At 69.2% G+C, this 15374-nt stretch carries 16 protein-coding genes; 15 read left to right on the top strand and 1 reads right to left on the bottom strand.

Annotated features, from left to right (window positions below; all coding sequences use genetic code 11):
- Positions 1 to 214: 214 nt before the first annotated feature.
- Positions 215 to 2380, bottom strand: coding sequence for a polyribonucleotide nucleotidyltransferase (gene pnp / locus M8445_RS03070; protein WP_273989583.1), 2166 nt, complete (start codon positions 2378 to 2380; stop codon positions 215 to 217).
- A gap of 122 nt (positions 2381 to 2502) precedes the next feature.
- On the opposite strand from pnp, the gene dkgB reads away from it, so the two are divergent.
- The 15 genes from dkgB (at position 2503) to M8445_RS02995 (ending at position 15345) form a co-directional block, all read left to right on the top strand.
- Positions 2503 to 3330, top strand: a complete 828-nt coding sequence (gene dkgB, locus M8445_RS03065; protein ID WP_273989582.1) for a 2,5-didehydrogluconate reductase DkgB — start codon at positions 2503 to 2505, stop codon at positions 3328 to 3330.
- A gap of 244 nt (positions 3331 to 3574) precedes the next feature.
- Positions 3575 to 4123: a DUF4287 domain-containing protein gene (locus M8445_RS03060; protein ID WP_273989581.1), complete on the top strand. Its 549-nt coding sequence runs from the start codon at positions 3575 to 3577 to the stop codon at positions 4121 to 4123.
- Between the two features lie 31 nt (positions 4124 to 4154).
- On the top strand, positions 4155 to 4601 hold the full coding sequence (locus tag M8445_RS03055) for a YdeI/OmpD-associated family protein (RefSeq protein WP_273989580.1): 447 nt from the start codon (positions 4155 to 4157) through the stop codon (positions 4599 to 4601).
- Complete coding sequence (locus M8445_RS03050) at positions 4598 to 5008, top strand: VOC family protein (protein ID WP_273989579.1); 411 nt, start codon at positions 4598 to 4600, stop codon at positions 5006 to 5008. Before M8445_RS03055 ends, M8445_RS03050 begins: the two co-directional genes overlap by 4 nt.
- Before the next feature lie 39 nt (positions 5009 to 5047).
- The gene (locus M8445_RS03045; RefSeq protein WP_273989577.1) at positions 5048 to 5443 is read left to right on the top strand and encodes a VOC family protein; all 396 of its coding nucleotides are present in this window, start codon (positions 5048 to 5050) and stop codon (positions 5441 to 5443) included.
- Positions 5440 to 6072: a dihydrofolate reductase family protein gene (locus M8445_RS03040; protein ID WP_273989575.1), complete on the top strand. Its 633-nt coding sequence runs from the start codon at positions 5440 to 5442 to the stop codon at positions 6070 to 6072. Before M8445_RS03045 ends, M8445_RS03040 begins: the two co-directional genes overlap by 4 nt.
- Complete coding sequence (locus tag M8445_RS03035; protein WP_273989574.1) at positions 6069 to 6638, top strand: DUF1801 domain-containing protein; 570 nt, start codon at positions 6069 to 6071, stop codon at positions 6636 to 6638. Before M8445_RS03040 ends, M8445_RS03035 begins: the two co-directional genes overlap by 4 nt.
- A 121-nt stretch (positions 6639 to 6759) precedes the next feature.
- A complete protein-coding gene (locus M8445_RS03030) occupies positions 6760 to 7425 on the top strand; it encodes a Type 1 glutamine amidotransferase-like domain-containing protein (protein ID WP_273989572.1) in 666 nt (221 codons plus the stop codon).
- Positions 7426 to 7544: 119 nt separating this feature from the next.
- The gene (locus M8445_RS03025) at positions 7545 to 8018 is read left to right on the top strand and encodes a MarR family winged helix-turn-helix transcriptional regulator (RefSeq protein WP_273989571.1); all 474 of its coding nucleotides are present in this window, start codon (positions 7545 to 7547) and stop codon (positions 8016 to 8018) included.
- Positions 8015 to 10105 carry an MDR family MFS transporter gene (locus M8445_RS03020; protein WP_273989570.1) on the top strand — a complete coding sequence of 697 codons (2091 nt, stop codon included), beginning with the start codon at positions 8015 to 8017 and terminating at the stop codon, positions 10103 to 10105. Before M8445_RS03025 ends, M8445_RS03020 begins: the two co-directional genes overlap by 4 nt.
- A 115-nt stretch (positions 10106 to 10220) precedes the next feature.
- The gene (locus M8445_RS03015) at positions 10221 to 11354 is read left to right on the top strand and encodes a cytochrome P450 (RefSeq protein ID WP_273989568.1); all 1134 of its coding nucleotides are present in this window, start codon (positions 10221 to 10223) and stop codon (positions 11352 to 11354) included.
- 23 nt (positions 11355 to 11377) lie between these two features.
- Positions 11378 to 12487, top strand: coding sequence for an oxidoreductase (locus M8445_RS03010; RefSeq protein WP_273989566.1), 1110 nt, complete (start codon positions 11378 to 11380; stop codon positions 12485 to 12487).
- Positions 12488 to 12542: 55 nt separating this feature from the next.
- On the top strand, positions 12543 to 13610 hold the full coding sequence (locus M8445_RS03005) for a M36 family metallopeptidase (RefSeq protein WP_273989563.1): 1068 nt from the start codon (positions 12543 to 12545) through the stop codon (positions 13608 to 13610).
- A 149-nt stretch (positions 13611 to 13759) separates the two neighbouring features.
- A complete protein-coding gene (locus M8445_RS03000; RefSeq protein WP_273989562.1) occupies positions 13760 to 14167 on the top strand; it encodes a VOC family protein in 408 nt (135 codons plus the stop codon).
- 155 nt (positions 14168 to 14322) lie between these two features.
- The gene (locus M8445_RS02995; protein WP_273989560.1) at positions 14323 to 15345 is read left to right on the top strand and encodes a phosphotransferase enzyme family protein; all 1023 of its coding nucleotides are present in this window, start codon (positions 14323 to 14325) and stop codon (positions 15343 to 15345) included.
- The last annotated feature ends 29 nt before the right edge of the window (positions 15346 to 15374 follow it).

Here is a 15374-nt window from a genome sequence, read left to right as displayed (position 1 = left end):
GGCTGCGACAGAAGAATCGGGGAGCCGCAGCCCCCCGTCCATCAACCATCAACTTTCAACCATGAACCGCAGTGAACCTCATGCGGACTCCGATTGAATGGCTTTGTAAGCCATTCAATCCGAGCGGATGCGAGTGGGAGAGAAACGGGTTCCGGGCGTGGAGTTGGCAACCCGGTGCGTTTCCGGGTTGTCAACGAAACAGACGGAATCCGTATCAGTCGCGGCGGGGCGGGCGGCCGCCACGGTCCCCGCCGGGACGGGGCGCGCGGGCTTCGCGGGGCGCGATCTTGCCCTCGAGTTCCGGGCGGATCAGGTCGATCTTGCCCCGGTCATCGATCCCGGCGATCTTCACGCGCAGCTTGTCACCGACGTTCAGGACGTCCTCGACAGCGTTGATGCGTTCCTCGCTCATCTGGCTGATGTGCAGCATGCCGTCCTGGCCGGCGTACAGGTTCACGAACGCCCCGAACGGCGCGGTCTTCACGACGGTGCCGTCGAATTCCTCGCCGACTTTCGCCTCGCGGGTGATGCTCTCGATCTTGACCTTCACGGCCTCGGCGGCGCTGCCGTCGGCGCTGAAGATGCGCACGGTGCCGTCTTCCTCGACCGTGACCTGCGCGCCCATGGCCTCCAGCTCGCGGATCTGCTTGCCGCCGGGCCCGATGACCTTCCCGATCAGTTCCGGGTTGATCTTGAGGCTCACGATGCGCGGCGCGGTGGGGCTGAGTTCCGCGCGGGGCGCGGCCAGCACCTCGGCCATCTTGCCCAGGATGTGCAGGCGGCCGTCGCGGGCCTGCGCGAGCGCTTCACGCATGACCTGCGGGGTGATGCCGCCCACCTTGATGTCCATCTGCAGGGCCGTGACGCCCTCGGCGGTTCCGCAGACCTTGAAGTCCATGTCGCCCAGCGCGTCTTCCAGGCCCAGGATGTCGGTCAGGACGCGGTACTTCTCGCCTTCCATCACGAGGCCCATCGCCACGCCCGCCACCGGGGCCTTGATGGGCACGCCGGCGTCCATCAGGGCCAGCGTTCCGGCGCACACGGTCGCCATGGAGGAGCTGCCGTTGGATTCCAGCACCTCGCCCACCAGTCGGATCACGTACGGGAACTCCTCGAAGGTCGGGAGGACCGCGCGGATGGCGCGCTTGGCGAGGTTCCCGTGCCCGATCTCGCGGCGGGACTGCCCGCCCATGCGCTTGACCTCGCCCGTGGAGTACGGCGGGAAGTTGTAGTGCAGCATGAACTTGTCGTTCTCGTCGGTGGTCAGGTCGTCCACGAGCAGGTTGTCACGCTCGGTGCCCAGCGTCGCCACGCCCAGCACCTGCGTCTCGCCGCGCGTGAAGATCGCGCTGCCGTGCGCGCGGGGCAGGGGACGGGCCTCGATCCAGATGGGCCGCACGGTCTTGCTGTTGCGGCCGTCGGCGCGCAGGTCGTCTTCCAGGATCAGGCGGCGCAGTTCCTGCTTCTCGACCTTCCCGAACGCCGCCTTCAGGGCCAGGGTCTGCTCGGCGGCGCCCTCGGCGTCCGCGTCGGGCACGCGCGCGGCGATCACGGCGTCACGCACGGCCTTCGTGCGAATCCCACGGTCTTTCTTTTTCACGGTCAGCAGCGCGTCGCGCAGACCGGCGGCGCGGGCGGCCTCGGCCACCTCGGGCACCAGATCGGTGCTCAGGTCACCCTCGGCCAGGATGTTGAACTTCTCCTGCCCCAGCTCGGCGCGCATCGTCTCGATCAGGTCGATGACGCCCTGCATGCCGGCGTGCGCGAACTCGATGGCCGCCACGAGGTCCTCCTCGCTGGCGTTCTGCGCGCCCGCCTCGACCATCATCACGGCGTCGCGCGTGCCCGCCACCACGAGATCCAGGGTGCTGCGCTGCATCTGATCGGTGGTGGGGTTCAACACGAACTGCCCGCCAATCTGACCCACGCGCACGCAGGCGGTCGGGCCGCCCCAGGGAATGTCGCTGATGCTCAGCGCCGCCGACGCCCCGATTGGCCCCAGCACGTCCGGCAGGTTCTGCTGATCGGCGCTGATGACCGTGATGATCACCTGCGTCTCGTGACGGTAGCCCTTGGGGAACAGCGGGCGGATCTGCCGGTCCGTGATGCGCGCCGACAGGATCGCCTTCTCGCCGGGGCGACCCTCACGGCGGTGGAAGCTACCGGGGATCTTCCCGACCGCGTAGTGACGCTCCTCGAACTCCACCGTCAGCGGCAGGAAGTCCAGCGTGCTGCGCTCCTCGCGCGCCTGCGCCGTCACCAGCAGCATGGTGTCCCCGTAGCGCAGGGTCACGCTGCCACTGACCAGTTTGGCCAGTTTGCCCGTCTCGATGCTCAGTTCCCGGTCACCCAGCATCGTCTTGTAAGTCTTTCCGATCATAAGGGGCAGTCTATCCCGCCCGGAGCGGCCGACACCGCGACCAGACGCCTCCCGTCACCCTCTCTTCATGCACGCGGCACGCACCTTGAGTTCCCGGCCCGCGCGGGTGGATAGTGCGCCTTATGAGCATCGACAAGTTTGGTTCCGTTCCTAAGTTCGGTCTGGGTACCTTCCGCCTGAAGGATCAGGTCGTGATGGATTCCGTGCGTGACGCGCTGGACGTCGGTTACCGCGCCATCGATACCGCGCAGGGCTACGGTAACGAGGCCGAGATCGGCGAGGTGCTGGCCGAGAGCGGCATTCACCGTGACGAACTGTTCATCACCACCAAGATCAAACCCGACAACTACGGCCGCAGCAGTCTGGTCGCCAGTCTGCAGGACAGCGTGGAGAAACTGGGCGTGGAATCGGTGGACCTGACCCTGATCCACTGGCCCGCCCCGAACGGCCCGGTGAAACCCGAGGAGTACCTGAAAGCCCTGGCGGACGGGCTGGATCAGGGCCTGACGCGGCAGATCGGCGTGTCGAACTTCAACATCGAGGGCCTGAAGCAGGCGCGCGCCATCCTGGGTGACGTGCCCATCGCCACGAACCAGGTCGAGATCCACCCGTACCTGCAGAACCGCAGGCTGGCGGAGTTCGCGCGGGGCGAGGGCATTCACCTGACGTCTTACATGACGCTGGCAGTCGGGAAGGTCATGGACGACCCGGTCTTGCAGGCCATCGCCCGGGCGCACCGCGCGACGCCCGCGCAGGTGGCGCTCGCCTGGGCGCTGGCGCAGGAGTACTCGGTGATTCCGTCCAGCACCAAACGCAAGAACCTGGAAAGCAACCTGGGCGCCCTGACCCTGCGCCTGACCGACGAGGACATGGAGCGCATCGCCGGGCTGGAGCAGGGCGAGTCCGCGCGACTGGCGAATCCCGAGAGTGCCCGTCCCATCTGGGATTGACCGCGCTGCCGGGGAGAGGAGGGGCCGGGAGAGATTCATTCCCGGCCCTTCTTGTTGCATGTCATTCTGTTCCAGGCTAAACTGAAGTGTACGGAAACCCACGATTACGGGCCTGCCAGCGCCGGCTCGCCCGTTCAGGCCGGTCAGGTCAGACGGAATCCGTATCAGGAGGCTGTATGCGTCGTCCCACCCCCGTCCCGCCCTACCCACACCCGCCTGTCCCTGCCCGCACGGGTGCCCGCTGATGTCGTTTCAGGCTTACCTGGACAGCGTGCAGGCGAAGACCGGCAAGACCGTCGCGGACTTCCGCACGGAAAGCGCAGACCGGGGCCTCACGAAACACGGCGAGATCGTGATGTGGCTCAAAGGCGATTACGGGCTGGGGCACGGGCACGCGAACGCCGTGGCCGCCGCGCTCCTCAGGGCCGGGCACGCCACCACGCCCAGGGACGACCGGGTCGCCGCCGTGTTCAGCGGGAAGAAGGCCGCGTGGAAACCCGCCTACGACGCGCTGCTGGCGTCCGTGCAGGCCTTCGGGAACGACGTGGACACCGCTCCCACCGACACGTACGTCAGTTTCACGCGGGGCGGCAAGAAATTCGCGGTCGTGCAGCCCACCGCCGCGCGCCTGGATCTGGGCATCAAGCGCAGGGACGCACAGGCCACGGAGCGTTTCGAGGCAGCCGGAACGTGGAACAGCATGGTCACGCACCGCGTGCGCATCGGTGACCCCGCGCAGCTCGACGCCGAGGTCATGGACTGGCTGCGCGCCGCGTACGGGGCCGCGCAGTGACCCGCCCGCACCAGAGCTTCCGGGGAGGCCAATGCCCACATTCACCGCAACACTGAAACAAGAAGGCAGGACCGCGACCGGCATCGAGGTGCCGCCAGAGATCATGGAGGCCCTCGGCGGCGGGAAGAAACCGGCCGTGACCGTCACCCTGAACGGGTACGCGTACCGCAGCACCATCGGCGTGATGGGCGGGCGCTCCATGATTCCCGTGAGTGCCGGGCACCGGGGAAACGCGGGCCTGAGCGCCGGCGACAGCGTGCAGGTCACCCTGGAACTCGACACGGCCCCCCGCGAGGTGGACGTGCCTGAAGACCTCCAGGCCGCGCTGGACGCGAATCCCACCGCACTGGCCGCCTTCGCGCGGCTGTCGTACAGCGGCAAACGCCAGCACACCCTGAGCGTGGAGGGCACGAAGAACCCGGAGACGCGGGCGCGGCGCGTGGCGAAGGCCGTGGGGACACTGTCGGGCGGCGCATGAACTGGACGCTGGAGGTCGTCGTGGTACCCGTGACCGACATCGACCGCGCGAAGGCGTTCTATGCCGAAGGGCTGGGCTTTCACGTCGATCACGACCTCCAGATGGGCGGCGGGCGGCGTCTGGTGCAGCTCACGCCGCCCGGCTCCGGGTGCTCCATCGTGCTCGGGCCGCAGCCTGCCAGCATGCCGCCCGGTTCTCTTCAGGGAGTGCAGCTCGTGGTGAATGACCTGCGCGCCGCCCGTGAGGAACTCCTGGCGCGCGGCGTGGACGCCCCGGCAATCCAGGTACTCGGCGGCCCCCCGCGCCCCGCCACCCCGGACGACGACCTGAACCATGTCGGGTTTCTGTTCCTGAAAGACCCGGACGGGAACGGGTTTGCTGTGCAGCAGATCAGCGCCCGCCCATAGCCAACCGCCACCGCCCCCACTCCTGAAGGAGGAATGACCATGCCGCAGACCATTACGCCCTTCCTGATGTTCCAGGGACAGTGCACTGACGCCCTGGCCCTGTACACCCGCGTGTTCCCGGCCGCCCGCGTGGAGGGCCTAGAGCACCACCCGGACGGCACCGTGCGCGGCGCGACCCTGCACCTGACGGACACGCTGGCGCTGCGCGTGACCGACAGTCCCGTGCAGCATGCGTTCACGTTCACGCCGTCCACGTCGCTGTTCGTGGACTGCGCGGACACCGCCGGGTTCGAGGCGCTGTACGCGGGCCTGTCGGACGGCGGCGAGATTCTGATGCCGCCCGCCGACTACGGCTTCAGTCCGCGCTTCGCGTGGGTGAACGACCCGTACGGCGTGTCATGGCAGCTGAATGTACCCCATCCACAGACGCCATGAGGCCCCTGATCGTCAGCAATTTCGTCACGCTGGACGGCTGTTACGAGGATGCCAGCCGGACGCTGGTGCCCCTGTTCGAGTACCGGCACCCCGATTACGACGGCGACGATCAGTTCGATCACCACAACCTGGAGGTGCTGGAGGCCGCCGGGACGCTGCTGCTCGCCGGGCACCAGTCCGCGCTGAACAACCTGCGGTACTGGCAGGGCGTGCAAGGCGACCCGCAGGCGACCCCGGTACGCCGGGCCTTCGCGCGCCGCATTGCGCAGATCGAGACGGTCATCGTGTCCGATCACGTCACGCCGGGCGACCTGACGCCGTTCCCGAACGCCCGCGCCGCGAAGGTCGCGGAGGCCGAAGCGACCGTGCGTGCCCTGAAGGCCGGCGAGGGGGCGCCCATCCTGATCATCCTGAGCCGCCTGCTGTGGCAGGGCCTGCTGGCGCGCGGACTGGTGGACGAACTGCACCTGACGACCTTCCCGCTGCTGGCCGGGCCGGGCGGCACGCCGCTGTTCACGGGCCGCCCCCCGGTGCAGTTCCGGCTGATCCGCACGCAGACCTACCCCGGCTCCGGGAACGTGCTGAACGTGTACGACGTGTCGGGTCTCGCGCCGGTGGCCGGGTCGTGAACAGTGCCGTGACGGCGTTCCTGGCCGCGCTGGAGCACCCGCACCGGGCACAGATCGGGGAGCTGCGGGCCGTGATCCTGGCGGCCGATCCGGCCATCCGGGAGGAGGTGAAGTGGAATGCGCCGAGCTTCCGGCTGGCGGATCACTTCGCGACCTTCAAACTCCGGCCCGGATCGACCGTGCAGGTCGTGCTGCACACCGGGGCGAAGGTGCGCGCCGAACCGCTGGTCATGCACATTGACGACCCGGCGGGCCTGCTGGCCTGGGTCGCGCCGGACCGGGCGGTACTGATCCTGCGTGACCCGGACGCCGTGGCCGCGCACGCGGACGCTGTGCAGGGCATCGTCCGGCAGTGGATCGCGCAGCTCACCGCCGCGCCGGCCGACGACCTGCCGCGCGTGGGCGCTCCGGCCCGACGCGCCCTGGCGAACGCGGGCATCACCACCCTGGCTGACCTCGCGCTGCGCGCCGAGAAGGAGGTGGCCGGGCTGCACGGCCTGGGGCCGAAGGCGCTCGGGCTGCTGCGCGAGGCACTGAGGGAGCGGGGACTGGCCTTCAGCGAATGAGGCCGTCTCGCGTCGGCGTGGCCACCCGGCACGTGCGCGCCGCCGTTCCGACCCATGCCAGTGCAGGATCACGGGTTCACCGACATCAAGTCCGGCATCCGGGTTCGCCAGGGGAGGCACCATGAAACTTCTGCTCACGTCCGGCGGCGTCACCAACGCCAGTATCCGCAGCGCCCTGGTCAATCTGCTGGGCAAACCCATCGAGGAATGCGCGGCCCTGTGCATTCCCACCGCGCAGTACGGGCATCCCTGGTGCACGCCGGAGTCCGCGTGGCGGTTCATCTCCGGTCATCCACCGTCCCACATGACCGGCCTGGGCTGGAAGTCAGTGGGCGTGCTGGAACTGCTGGCGCTGCCCGGCATGGATCGGGAGCGCTGGGTGCCGTGGGTGCGGGGAACGGACGTGCTGCTGGTCGACGGTGGAGACGCCCTGTACCTGGCCCACTGGCTGCGCGAGTCCGGGCTGGCCGACCTGCTGCCGTCCCTGCCGGATACGGTCTGGGTGGGCGTCAGCGCCGGCAGCATGGTCATGACGCCGCAGATCGGGCGGGAGTTCGTGCAGTGGACACCGCCCGGTGGGGGCGACGAGGGACTGGGCCTCGTGGACTTCTCGATCTTCCCGCACCTGAACGTCGAGATGCTGCCCTGGAACACCCTGGAGAACGCCGGGAAGTGGGCCGCCCGCCTGACCGGGCCGTGCTACGCGGTGGACGACCAGACCGCCTTTCAGGTGGTAGGCGGCGTCACCGAGATCATCTCCGAGGGGGAGTGGACGCAGCTGCGGTAGCGCGTCCGGCCGGTTCGCGCGTCCGGCGCGGTCTGTCACTCCGGGGCCATGTCCACCCAGCGGTTGATTGCATATTTAATCTATTGCGTTTTGCAATCAATCGGTTCTAGAATAGTTGCATGACGCAACCACCCTTCCCGTCCCGTGCCCCGGCGACCGATACGGAGCACTTCCTGGCCAGCCAGTGGAAACTCAACCAGGCGCTCGGCCGCCACCTGATGCCCCTGATCGAACGCGAGCACGGCGTGAACCTCAAGGATCTGATGGTGCTGGGCCACATCCGCTCGGGCGTGCAGTACCCGACCGAACTGGCCGGCGAACTGCAGATTCCCAAGCACATGGCCAGCCGCGTGATCGACGACCTGCTCGGCAAGAGCCTGATCGAGCGCAGCATTGACCCGGACGATTCGCGCCGCACGCGCCTGAGCGTCAGTCCCGCCGGACACGCCCTTCTGGAGCAGGCCCGCGTGACCGTGGACGCCGCCATCGAGCAGCTGTTCGAGCACATCCCCGCCCCGGAGCGCGCCGGGGTGCTCGCCGCCATCCAGACCCTCGCGCACGCCGCGCAGACTGCCTTCGGGAACCAGCCGTGACCACCGCCACCCCCTCCGGCCAGGAGGCCAGCCTGGTCGCCCCCGCCCCGTTCACCGGTTTCGACATCCAGCCCGCGCAGCGCAACGTGATCCTGGGCGCGCTGCTGGTCGTCATGCTGCTCACCGCGCTCGACCAGACCATCGTCAGCACGGCCATGCCGAAGATCATCGCGCAGCTCGACGGGCTCTCGCTGTACACCTGGGTCACCACCGCGTACCTGCTGACCAGCACCGTCATGGTGCCCATCTACGGGAAGCTCTCGGACATGTTCGGGCGCAAGCCCATCCTGCTGATCGGCGTCTCGATCTTCCTGCTCGGCTCGGCCCTGTGCGGCCTGAGCGGCGAGGCCTTCCTGGGCAACCTGTTCGGCGGCGGCATGACGCAGCTCGTCGTGTTCCGGGCACTCCAGGGCCTGGGCGGCGCGGCCATCATGTCCACGACTTTCGCGGTCATCGCGGACATCATCCCGCCGCTGGAACGCGGGAAGTTCACCGGCCTGTTCGGCGCGGTGTTCGGCCTGAGTTCCGTGGTCGGGCCGCTGGTGGGCGGCTTCCTGACCGACCACGGCACCGCCACGCTGCTGGGCCACACCATTGAGGGCTGGCGCTGGGTGTTCTACGTGAACCTGCCGCTGGGGCTGATCTCGCTGGCGCTGGTCACGCGCTTCATGCCGCTGCTGCGCATGGGCAACGGCACCGGGAAGATCGACTTCCTGGGCGCCGCGCTGATCGTCGCGACGACCGTGCCGCTGCTGCTGGCGCTCACGTGGGGCGGAAGCACGTACGCGTGGGACAGCGCCCGCATCCTGGGCCTGTTCGCCCTGTCCGCCGCGAGCCTGATCGCGTTCCTGATCACCGAGACGCGCGTCAAGGATCCGATCCTGCCGCTGACCCTCTTTAAAAACCGCGTGTTCAGCGTGTCGAACGTCGCGTCGTTCATCATCAACATGGCGTTCCTGGGCGTCATGATGTTCCTTCCGCTGTTCATGCAGACGGTGCTGGGCATCAGCGCCACGAACTCCGGCTTCACGCTGCTGCCCCTGATGGCCGGCCTGATCGTCAGTTCCATCGTGTCCGGGCAGCTCGTGGCGCGGCTCGGGAAGTACAGGCCCGTCATGATCGGCGGCGGCGTGATCCTGCTGATTGGCGCGTTCTCGCTGACCAGCGTGGGCGTGGACACCACGCAGTTCGGCATCGTGTGGCGCATGGTCATCCTGGGCCTTGGCCTGGGCCCCGCGCAGAGCCTCTTTACCCTCGCCATCCAGAACGCCGTGCCGCGCGAACAGACCGGCGTGGCCACCAGCGCCAGTCAGTTCTTCCGGCAGATGGGCAGCACCATCGGCCTGGCTATCTTCGGCACGGTCCTGACGACGACCCTGTCCACCGAACTGCCGAAGTACCTGCCGCAGATCCCTGGCATGGCCGCGCAGAAAGTGGACCTGGGCTCGCTCCAGGGCGCGGGTCTGGGCGGCAGCACCGGCATCGCCGACCAGATCACGGCCGCGCTGGAGAAACAGAACACCATCATCGAGGCCGCGCTGCGCGGGAACACGGCAGCCGCCACGCAGGCCCTGCAGAACACCACCCTGCCCGCCCAGCTCAAGGGCGTGATCGCCAGGGGCGGCCTCCCCACCCAGACGCGCACCGCCGTGGAGGCGCAGGCCGCGCAGATCATCGCTGCCCTCACCACCGGCAACGCGCAGACGCTGAACACCGTGGCGCAGAGCCTCCCCGAACCCCTGAAGACCCAGCTGGCGGGCCTTCCCGCCAGCGTGATCGGCACGCCCGCCGCCGCCGCACTCGCCACGCAGATCCGCGCTGGCCTGGAAGCGCAGATTCCCGCGCTGACCGAGCAGGCCGTGACCACCACCATGACCCAGGTGAAGGCCACGACCGCCACCGCCGCGAAGGAACTCACCGCGAAGATCGAGCAGGGCACCAGACTCGGCTTCTCCGCGAGTGTGCGCCACCTGTTCTGGGTGAGCTTCTGGATCATCGCGCTGGGCCTGATCATCACTGCCTTCGTGCCCGAGGTGCCCATGCGCGAGCAGCCGAAAGGCGAGACGCCCGCCACCCCGGCCCACTGACCCGCCCAGAGCGGGGGCCGCGCGCTCCCGCTCCGGGCGGTGGGTTCTCCCCACTCCCAGCACGTCTTCAGGTGAACGCCACCGCCCGCCCACCTCGCCCTGAAAGGATGACCCCATGACCCACACGCTGCCCCCCTACTCTCTGCGCGATCCGTTCCCGTGGTACGACGCCCTGCGCGAGCAGTCACCCGTGATGCGCGACCCGAAGTCCGGCCTGTGGATGGTGTTCGGCTACGACGACGTGCAGCGCACCCTGTCCGACTGGAAGGCCTTCTCGTCCGAGCGGGGCCGCCCCCGCGGGGAGAACGCGCAGACGGCGCTGTCGTCCAGCATCATCTCCACCGACCCGCCCCGGCACCGGCAGCTGCGTTCGCTGGTCGAGCAGGCCTTCACGCCCAGGCAGGTGCGCGCCCTGGAACCCCGCATTGCGCAGCTCGTCGATGAACTGCTGTCGCCGGTGCAGGGCGCAGGCCGCATGGACTTCATCCGGGACTTCGCCTATCCGCTGCCGGTCATCGTGATCGCGGAGATCCTCGGGATTCCTGCCACGGACCGGGACGCCTTCAAACGCTGGTCCGACGCGGTCGTGACCGGCGATCCCAGCGGCAGCCGCGAGATGGGCGCGTACTTCGCCCGCCTGATCGAGCAGCGCCGCGCGGACCCCGGCGACGACCTGATCTCCGGCCTGATCGCCGCGCAACTGGACGGCGAGCACCTGGACACGCAGGAACTGCTGGGTTTCTGCATCCTGCTGCTCGTCGCGGGGAACGAGACGACCACCAACCTGCTGGCGAACACGCTGCTGTGCTGGCAGGACGCCCCGGAAGCGTACGATCGGGTGCGGGCCGACCGGACGCTGCTGCCCGGCACCATCGAGGAGTCCCTGCGGTACCGTTCGCCCGTGCAGTCCATGTACCGCGTGGCCGCGCAGGACGTGGAACTGGGCGGCCAGACCATCCCGGAGGGCAGTCCGGTGCTCGCGTGGATCGGCTCGGCCAACCGCGATCCCGCCCAGTTCCCGGAGCCCGGCACCTTCGACCCGGCGCGCACGCCCAACCGGCACCTTGCATTTGGGAACGGCGTGCACTTCTGCCTGGGTGCGCCCCTGGCGCGGCTGGAGGCCAGCGTGGCCCTGAACGCCGTACTCGACCGCCTGCCCGACCTGCGGGTCGCGCTGGACGCCTCCCTGGACGCCATTCCCAGTCAGATCGTGTACGGCGTGAAGGCCCTGCCCGTCACCTTCGGCTGACCCCGACCCTCGAGGAGAACCCCATGCAGATCAAGAAATTTACCGACCTTTCCACCCCCCAGAAGACCGCCCTGTTCACCGCCGGGATCGCACAGGTGGGGCTGTTCGCCGCCGCGTGGGCCGACCTGGGCCTGCGCCGCCCGGAGGCCGTGAACGGCAGCAAGAACGCGTGGCGCGCGGGCCTGTTCGTGAACTTCGCCGGGCCGCTCGCATACCTCGCGCGGGGCCGGAAAGGCAGCACGTGGACGGAGGCCGACGTACCGGATCAGACCGGGAAGGTCGTGGTCGTGACCGGCGCGAACAGCGGCCTGGGCCTGGAGACCTCACGGGTGCTCGCGCAGCGCGGCGCGACCGTGATCATGGCCTGCCGGAGCGCCCAGAAAGCAGAGAAGGCCGCCGGGGGCATCCGCGCGCTCAACCCGAAGGGCGAGGTTGTCCTGATGACCCTCGACCTGGGCGACCTGGACTCCGTGAAGGCCTTCGCGGACGCCTTCCGGGCGCGGTACGACCGGCTGGACATCCTAGTGAACAACGCCGGGATCATGGTGCCCCCGCTGGGCCGCACCGCGCAGGGCTTCGAGACGCAGTTCGGCGTGAACCACCTGGGTCACTTCGCCCTGACCGCCGCGCTGATGCCGCTACTGGAGCGCACGGCGGGCGCGCGGATCGTGACGGTCAGCTCCATGGCGCACCGCTTCGGGAAACTGAACCTCGCGGACGCCAACTGGCACGCCCGCCCCTACGCGCCCATGCCCGCCTACGGTCAGAGCAAACTCTCGAACCTGCTGTTCACGTACGAACTGCAACGCCGCCTGAACGCCGCCGGCAGCGACGTGCTGGCCGTCGCCGCGCACCCCGGCTGGGCCTCCACGGGATTGCAGGGCGACAGTCACGGCTCGAACCTCGCCAACCGCCTGTTCGCGCAGCCGCAGGCCGCAGGCGCGCTGCCCAGCCTGTACGCCGCGACCGCCCCGGACGTGACCGGCGGCGCGTACTATGGCCCCAGCGGCCTGCTGGAACTCGGCGGGAACCCCGAGCGCGTCACGTCGAACGAACGCTCGCACGACGAACAGGACGCCGCAAACCTCTGGGCGCTGTCTGAACGGCTGACCGGCGTGACCTTCACCGTCTGACCCGGAGGCCGCCTTTACCATACGGCCAGTGCGGGCGGGGTAGACTGCCCGCATCATGCAATTCAAGAACCGGATGGCCCTGACGGGACTGCTGAGCCTCTCACTGCTGGCCGCGTGCGGTCAGGCTCCGGGCGGTACCCTGAGCGCGCAGGGCGGGAACGGCAAGCCCCCCACGGGTCTGGGTTCGGTGGCGGCCCGCGCGTTCCTGCCGAACCCCGTGCAGACCACCGGGGATCAGGCCCTGACGGACGCCAGGGACAGCGCCCAGGCCGTGCCTGCCAGCGCGTACTTCAATGTCACGCTGACCGACCTGGACGGCAGCGGGTACCTGAGTGGCCGTTACGCCCGCGTGGTCAGCGAGACGGGCACGCCCGTGTACGGTGCGGGGCCGTTCAACTTCACGCGCGATCAGGATGGCTTCGAGCAGGTCATGGCGTACTACTGGGTGACCGAGGCGCAGAAGTACCTCCAGTCGCTGGGGTTCGGCAGCGAACTGCCCGCCGTGAACAGTGACCAGCAGCAGATCAAGGTCAGTCAGTACGGCGTGGACAACTCATACCAGAAGGACCAACCGGATCTCATCCGCTTCGGGAAGGGCGGCGTGGACGACGCCGAGGACGGCGAGGTGATCGTGCACGAGTACGGGCACGCCGTGCACGCCGCGCAGGTGCCGGGCTTCGGCACCAGCCTGGAAGCCGGGAGTATCGGCGAGGCGTTCGGGGATTACCTGGCCCTGACGGTCGGCGAGGCCGTGACCCGCGCGAACGGCGCGCCTCTGCGCACGCCCCTGCCGTGCCTGATGGACTGGGACAGCACCTCGTACACGGCCACGACCCCGCACTGCATCCGCCGCGCCGACACGAACAAGACGTACCCCGGCGACGTGGTGGGCGAGGTGCACGCCGACGGCGAGATCTGGTCGCGGGCGCTGTGGGACATCCGGCAGGGCCTGGGAGCGCGGGTCGCGGACCGCGTGATCATCAACGCGCAGTTCCGCTTTGCGCCGGACACCAGTTTCGCGGCGGCGGCCGGGCACACGGTGGCGGCGGCCCAGGCCATGTACGGCGCGCAGGCGGCGGGCACCGTGCGTGCGGCGTTCGTGGCGCGCGGCATCCTGAAGTAAAGACCGCAGGAGGGACGGGCGGGAGGCGGTGGGGCTCCCGCCCTGTTCGCTGTGGGGACTTGCGGCAAGATTGATTCTGTTTTAAGCTAACCGTGTATCGTCAGCTTTGCCACATTCAGGCGGGACCGTCTCCCGCCGGGAGGTCACCCATGCACCTGCACCCCTACCTCGGCTTCAACGGACAGGCCCGCGAGGCCCTCACGTTCTACCAGTCCTGCCTGGGCGGCACCCTGGAACTCATGACCGTCGCGGACTCCCCGGTCGCCGCGCAGATTCCCGCGCACATGCAGGGCTTCATCCTGCACGGCAGCCTCACGTCCGGCCCCCTGATCCTGAACGCCTCGGACATGACCGACGACGTGGGCCGCACCCACAGCGTCACCCTGGCCCTCACCAGCCACGACCCCGACCACGCCCGGCAGGTCTTCGACTCGCTGGCGCAGGGCGGCGCGGTCACGCACCCCCTGAGCCCGTCCTTCTGGGAAGGCACCTTCGGACAACTGACCGACCGCTACGGCCATCACTGGATGATGAACGTCATCCCCCACCCCGGCTGACGCGCGCCCCCCGCGCAACGTCACACCGCTCCTGATATTCCAGGGGCAGGCCGCCCCTGCCCTCGACCGGTCCCTGACGATCCCCGCTCCGTTCTGAACGGGCCTCATCCATCTGGCGGATGTCCGGCCTGCCGGGCGGGTGTCAGGCTGAACGCATGCCTGCGCCTGCCTTTCCCGCTCTGCATTCCGTGCTTGACCCGGCAGCACTCTCGGCCTGGCTGGCCGGGTCGTTCGGGTGCGCGCCGCCAGAGGTGACGTTCCTCAGGCGCGGCCTGAACGACACATACCGCGTGGACGGCCTCCCGGCAGGCGGGGCGATCCTGCGGGTGTACCGCTGCGGGTGGCGTACCCCGGCGGACGCGGCCTGGGAGGACGCGTTGACCCTGCGGGCCGCCAGTGCGGGCGTGGGGGCCGCGCGGGTCATTCCGCACCCGGACGGCGCGCGCGTGCTGACGCTGAACGCGCCGGAAGGGCCGCGTCTGGCCGCACTGTTCGGTCGGGTGGAGGGCCGCGAACCGCAGCCCACGCAAGAGGATGCCGCCCGCTTCGGCCGCGCGGCGGCGGCGCTGCACGCGGCGGGCGAGGGGTTGCCAGCGGCCGGCCGGTTCGCGCTGGATCTGGCGCACCTGATCGACGGGCCTGTCGCGCGGGTGTTGCCCCTGCTGGCCGGTGAACCGGAACTGGCCCGCGAGATTCAGGCGGCAGCCGGGCGAACCCGCGCCGCGCTGGAGGCCCTAGAGGGACAGCTGACACGCGTCTCCTGTCACGGCGACCTGCACGGCGGGAACGCCCTGGTGGACGGTGGCGGCGAGCTGCACCTGTTCGATTTCGACTGCGGCGGCCCCGGATTCGCCGCGTACGACCTCGCGGTGTACGGCTGGGATCACGCGCTGAACAGCGCCCCGGATGACGACACGCCCTGGACGGTATGGGCCGCCTTTCTGGAGGCCTACCGCGCCGCGCGGCCCCTGACGGCAGCGGACGGGGCGGCGCTGGGTCCGTTCGGCGTGGCGCGCGCCCTGTGGTTCATGGGGCTGTACGCCGACCTGACGGGCACCTGGGGAAGTCAGCTGGCGGGCCGCCGGTTCTTCCGTTCCGGACTGGCGTCGATCGGGCGCTGGGAGGCGCGTCACGCTGTCAGTTCATCCGCCGCCACCTCGCGGGCCGTTTCCGGGTGAAGTGGCTCTCCCCGTGCGGGGCCGGGGCG

This window comes from Deinococcus aquaticus, assembly GCF_028622095.1.
GTDB classification, from domain to species: domain Bacteria; phylum Deinococcota; class Deinococci; order Deinococcales; family Deinococcaceae; genus Deinococcus; species Deinococcus aquaticus.
This window is presented reverse-complemented; position numbering and strand designations above follow the sequence as displayed.

Excerpts from the sequence above, each read along its gene's own strand:
- pnp (WP_273989583.1), bottom strand. The coding sequence starts at position 2,380 with ATGATCGGAAAGACTTACAAGACGATGCTGGGTGACCGGGAACTGAGC.
- M8445_RS03000 (WP_273989562.1), top strand. The coding sequence starts at position 13,760 with ATGCACCTGCACCCCTACCTCGGCTTCAACGGACAGGCCCGCGAGGCC.
- M8445_RS03045 (WP_273989577.1), top strand. The coding sequence starts at position 5,048 with ATGCCGCAGACCATTACGCCCTTCCTGATGTTCCAGGGACAGTGCACT.
- M8445_RS02995 (WP_273989560.1), top strand. The coding sequence starts at position 14,323 with ATGCCTGCGCCTGCCTTTCCCGCTCTGCATTCCGTGCTTGACCCGGCA.
- M8445_RS03050 (WP_273989579.1), top strand. The coding sequence starts at position 4,598 with ATGAACTGGACGCTGGAGGTCGTCGTGGTACCCGTGACCGACATCGAC.
- M8445_RS03010 (WP_273989566.1), top strand. The coding sequence starts at position 11,378 with ATGCAGATCAAGAAATTTACCGACCTTTCCACCCCCCAGAAGACCGCC.
- M8445_RS03015 (WP_273989568.1), top strand. The coding sequence starts at position 10,221 with ATGACCCACACGCTGCCCCCCTACTCTCTGCGCGATCCGTTCCCGTGG.
- M8445_RS03025 (WP_273989571.1), top strand. The coding sequence starts at position 7,545 with ATGACGCAACCACCCTTCCCGTCCCGTGCCCCGGCGACCGATACGGAG.
- dkgB (WP_273989582.1), top strand. The coding sequence starts at position 2,503 with ATGAGCATCGACAAGTTTGGTTCCGTTCCTAAGTTCGGTCTGGGTACC.
- M8445_RS03060 (WP_273989581.1), top strand. The coding sequence starts at position 3,575 with ATGTCGTTTCAGGCTTACCTGGACAGCGTGCAGGCGAAGACCGGCAAG.
- M8445_RS03030 (WP_273989572.1), top strand. The coding sequence starts at position 6,760 with ATGAAACTTCTGCTCACGTCCGGCGGCGTCACCAACGCCAGTATCCGC.
- M8445_RS03040 (WP_273989575.1), top strand. The coding sequence starts at position 5,440 with ATGAGGCCCCTGATCGTCAGCAATTTCGTCACGCTGGACGGCTGTTAC.
- M8445_RS03055 (WP_273989580.1), top strand. The coding sequence starts at position 4,155 with ATGCCCACATTCACCGCAACACTGAAACAAGAAGGCAGGACCGCGACC.
- M8445_RS03005 (WP_273989563.1), top strand. The coding sequence starts at position 12,543 with ATGCAATTCAAGAACCGGATGGCCCTGACGGGACTGCTGAGCCTCTCA.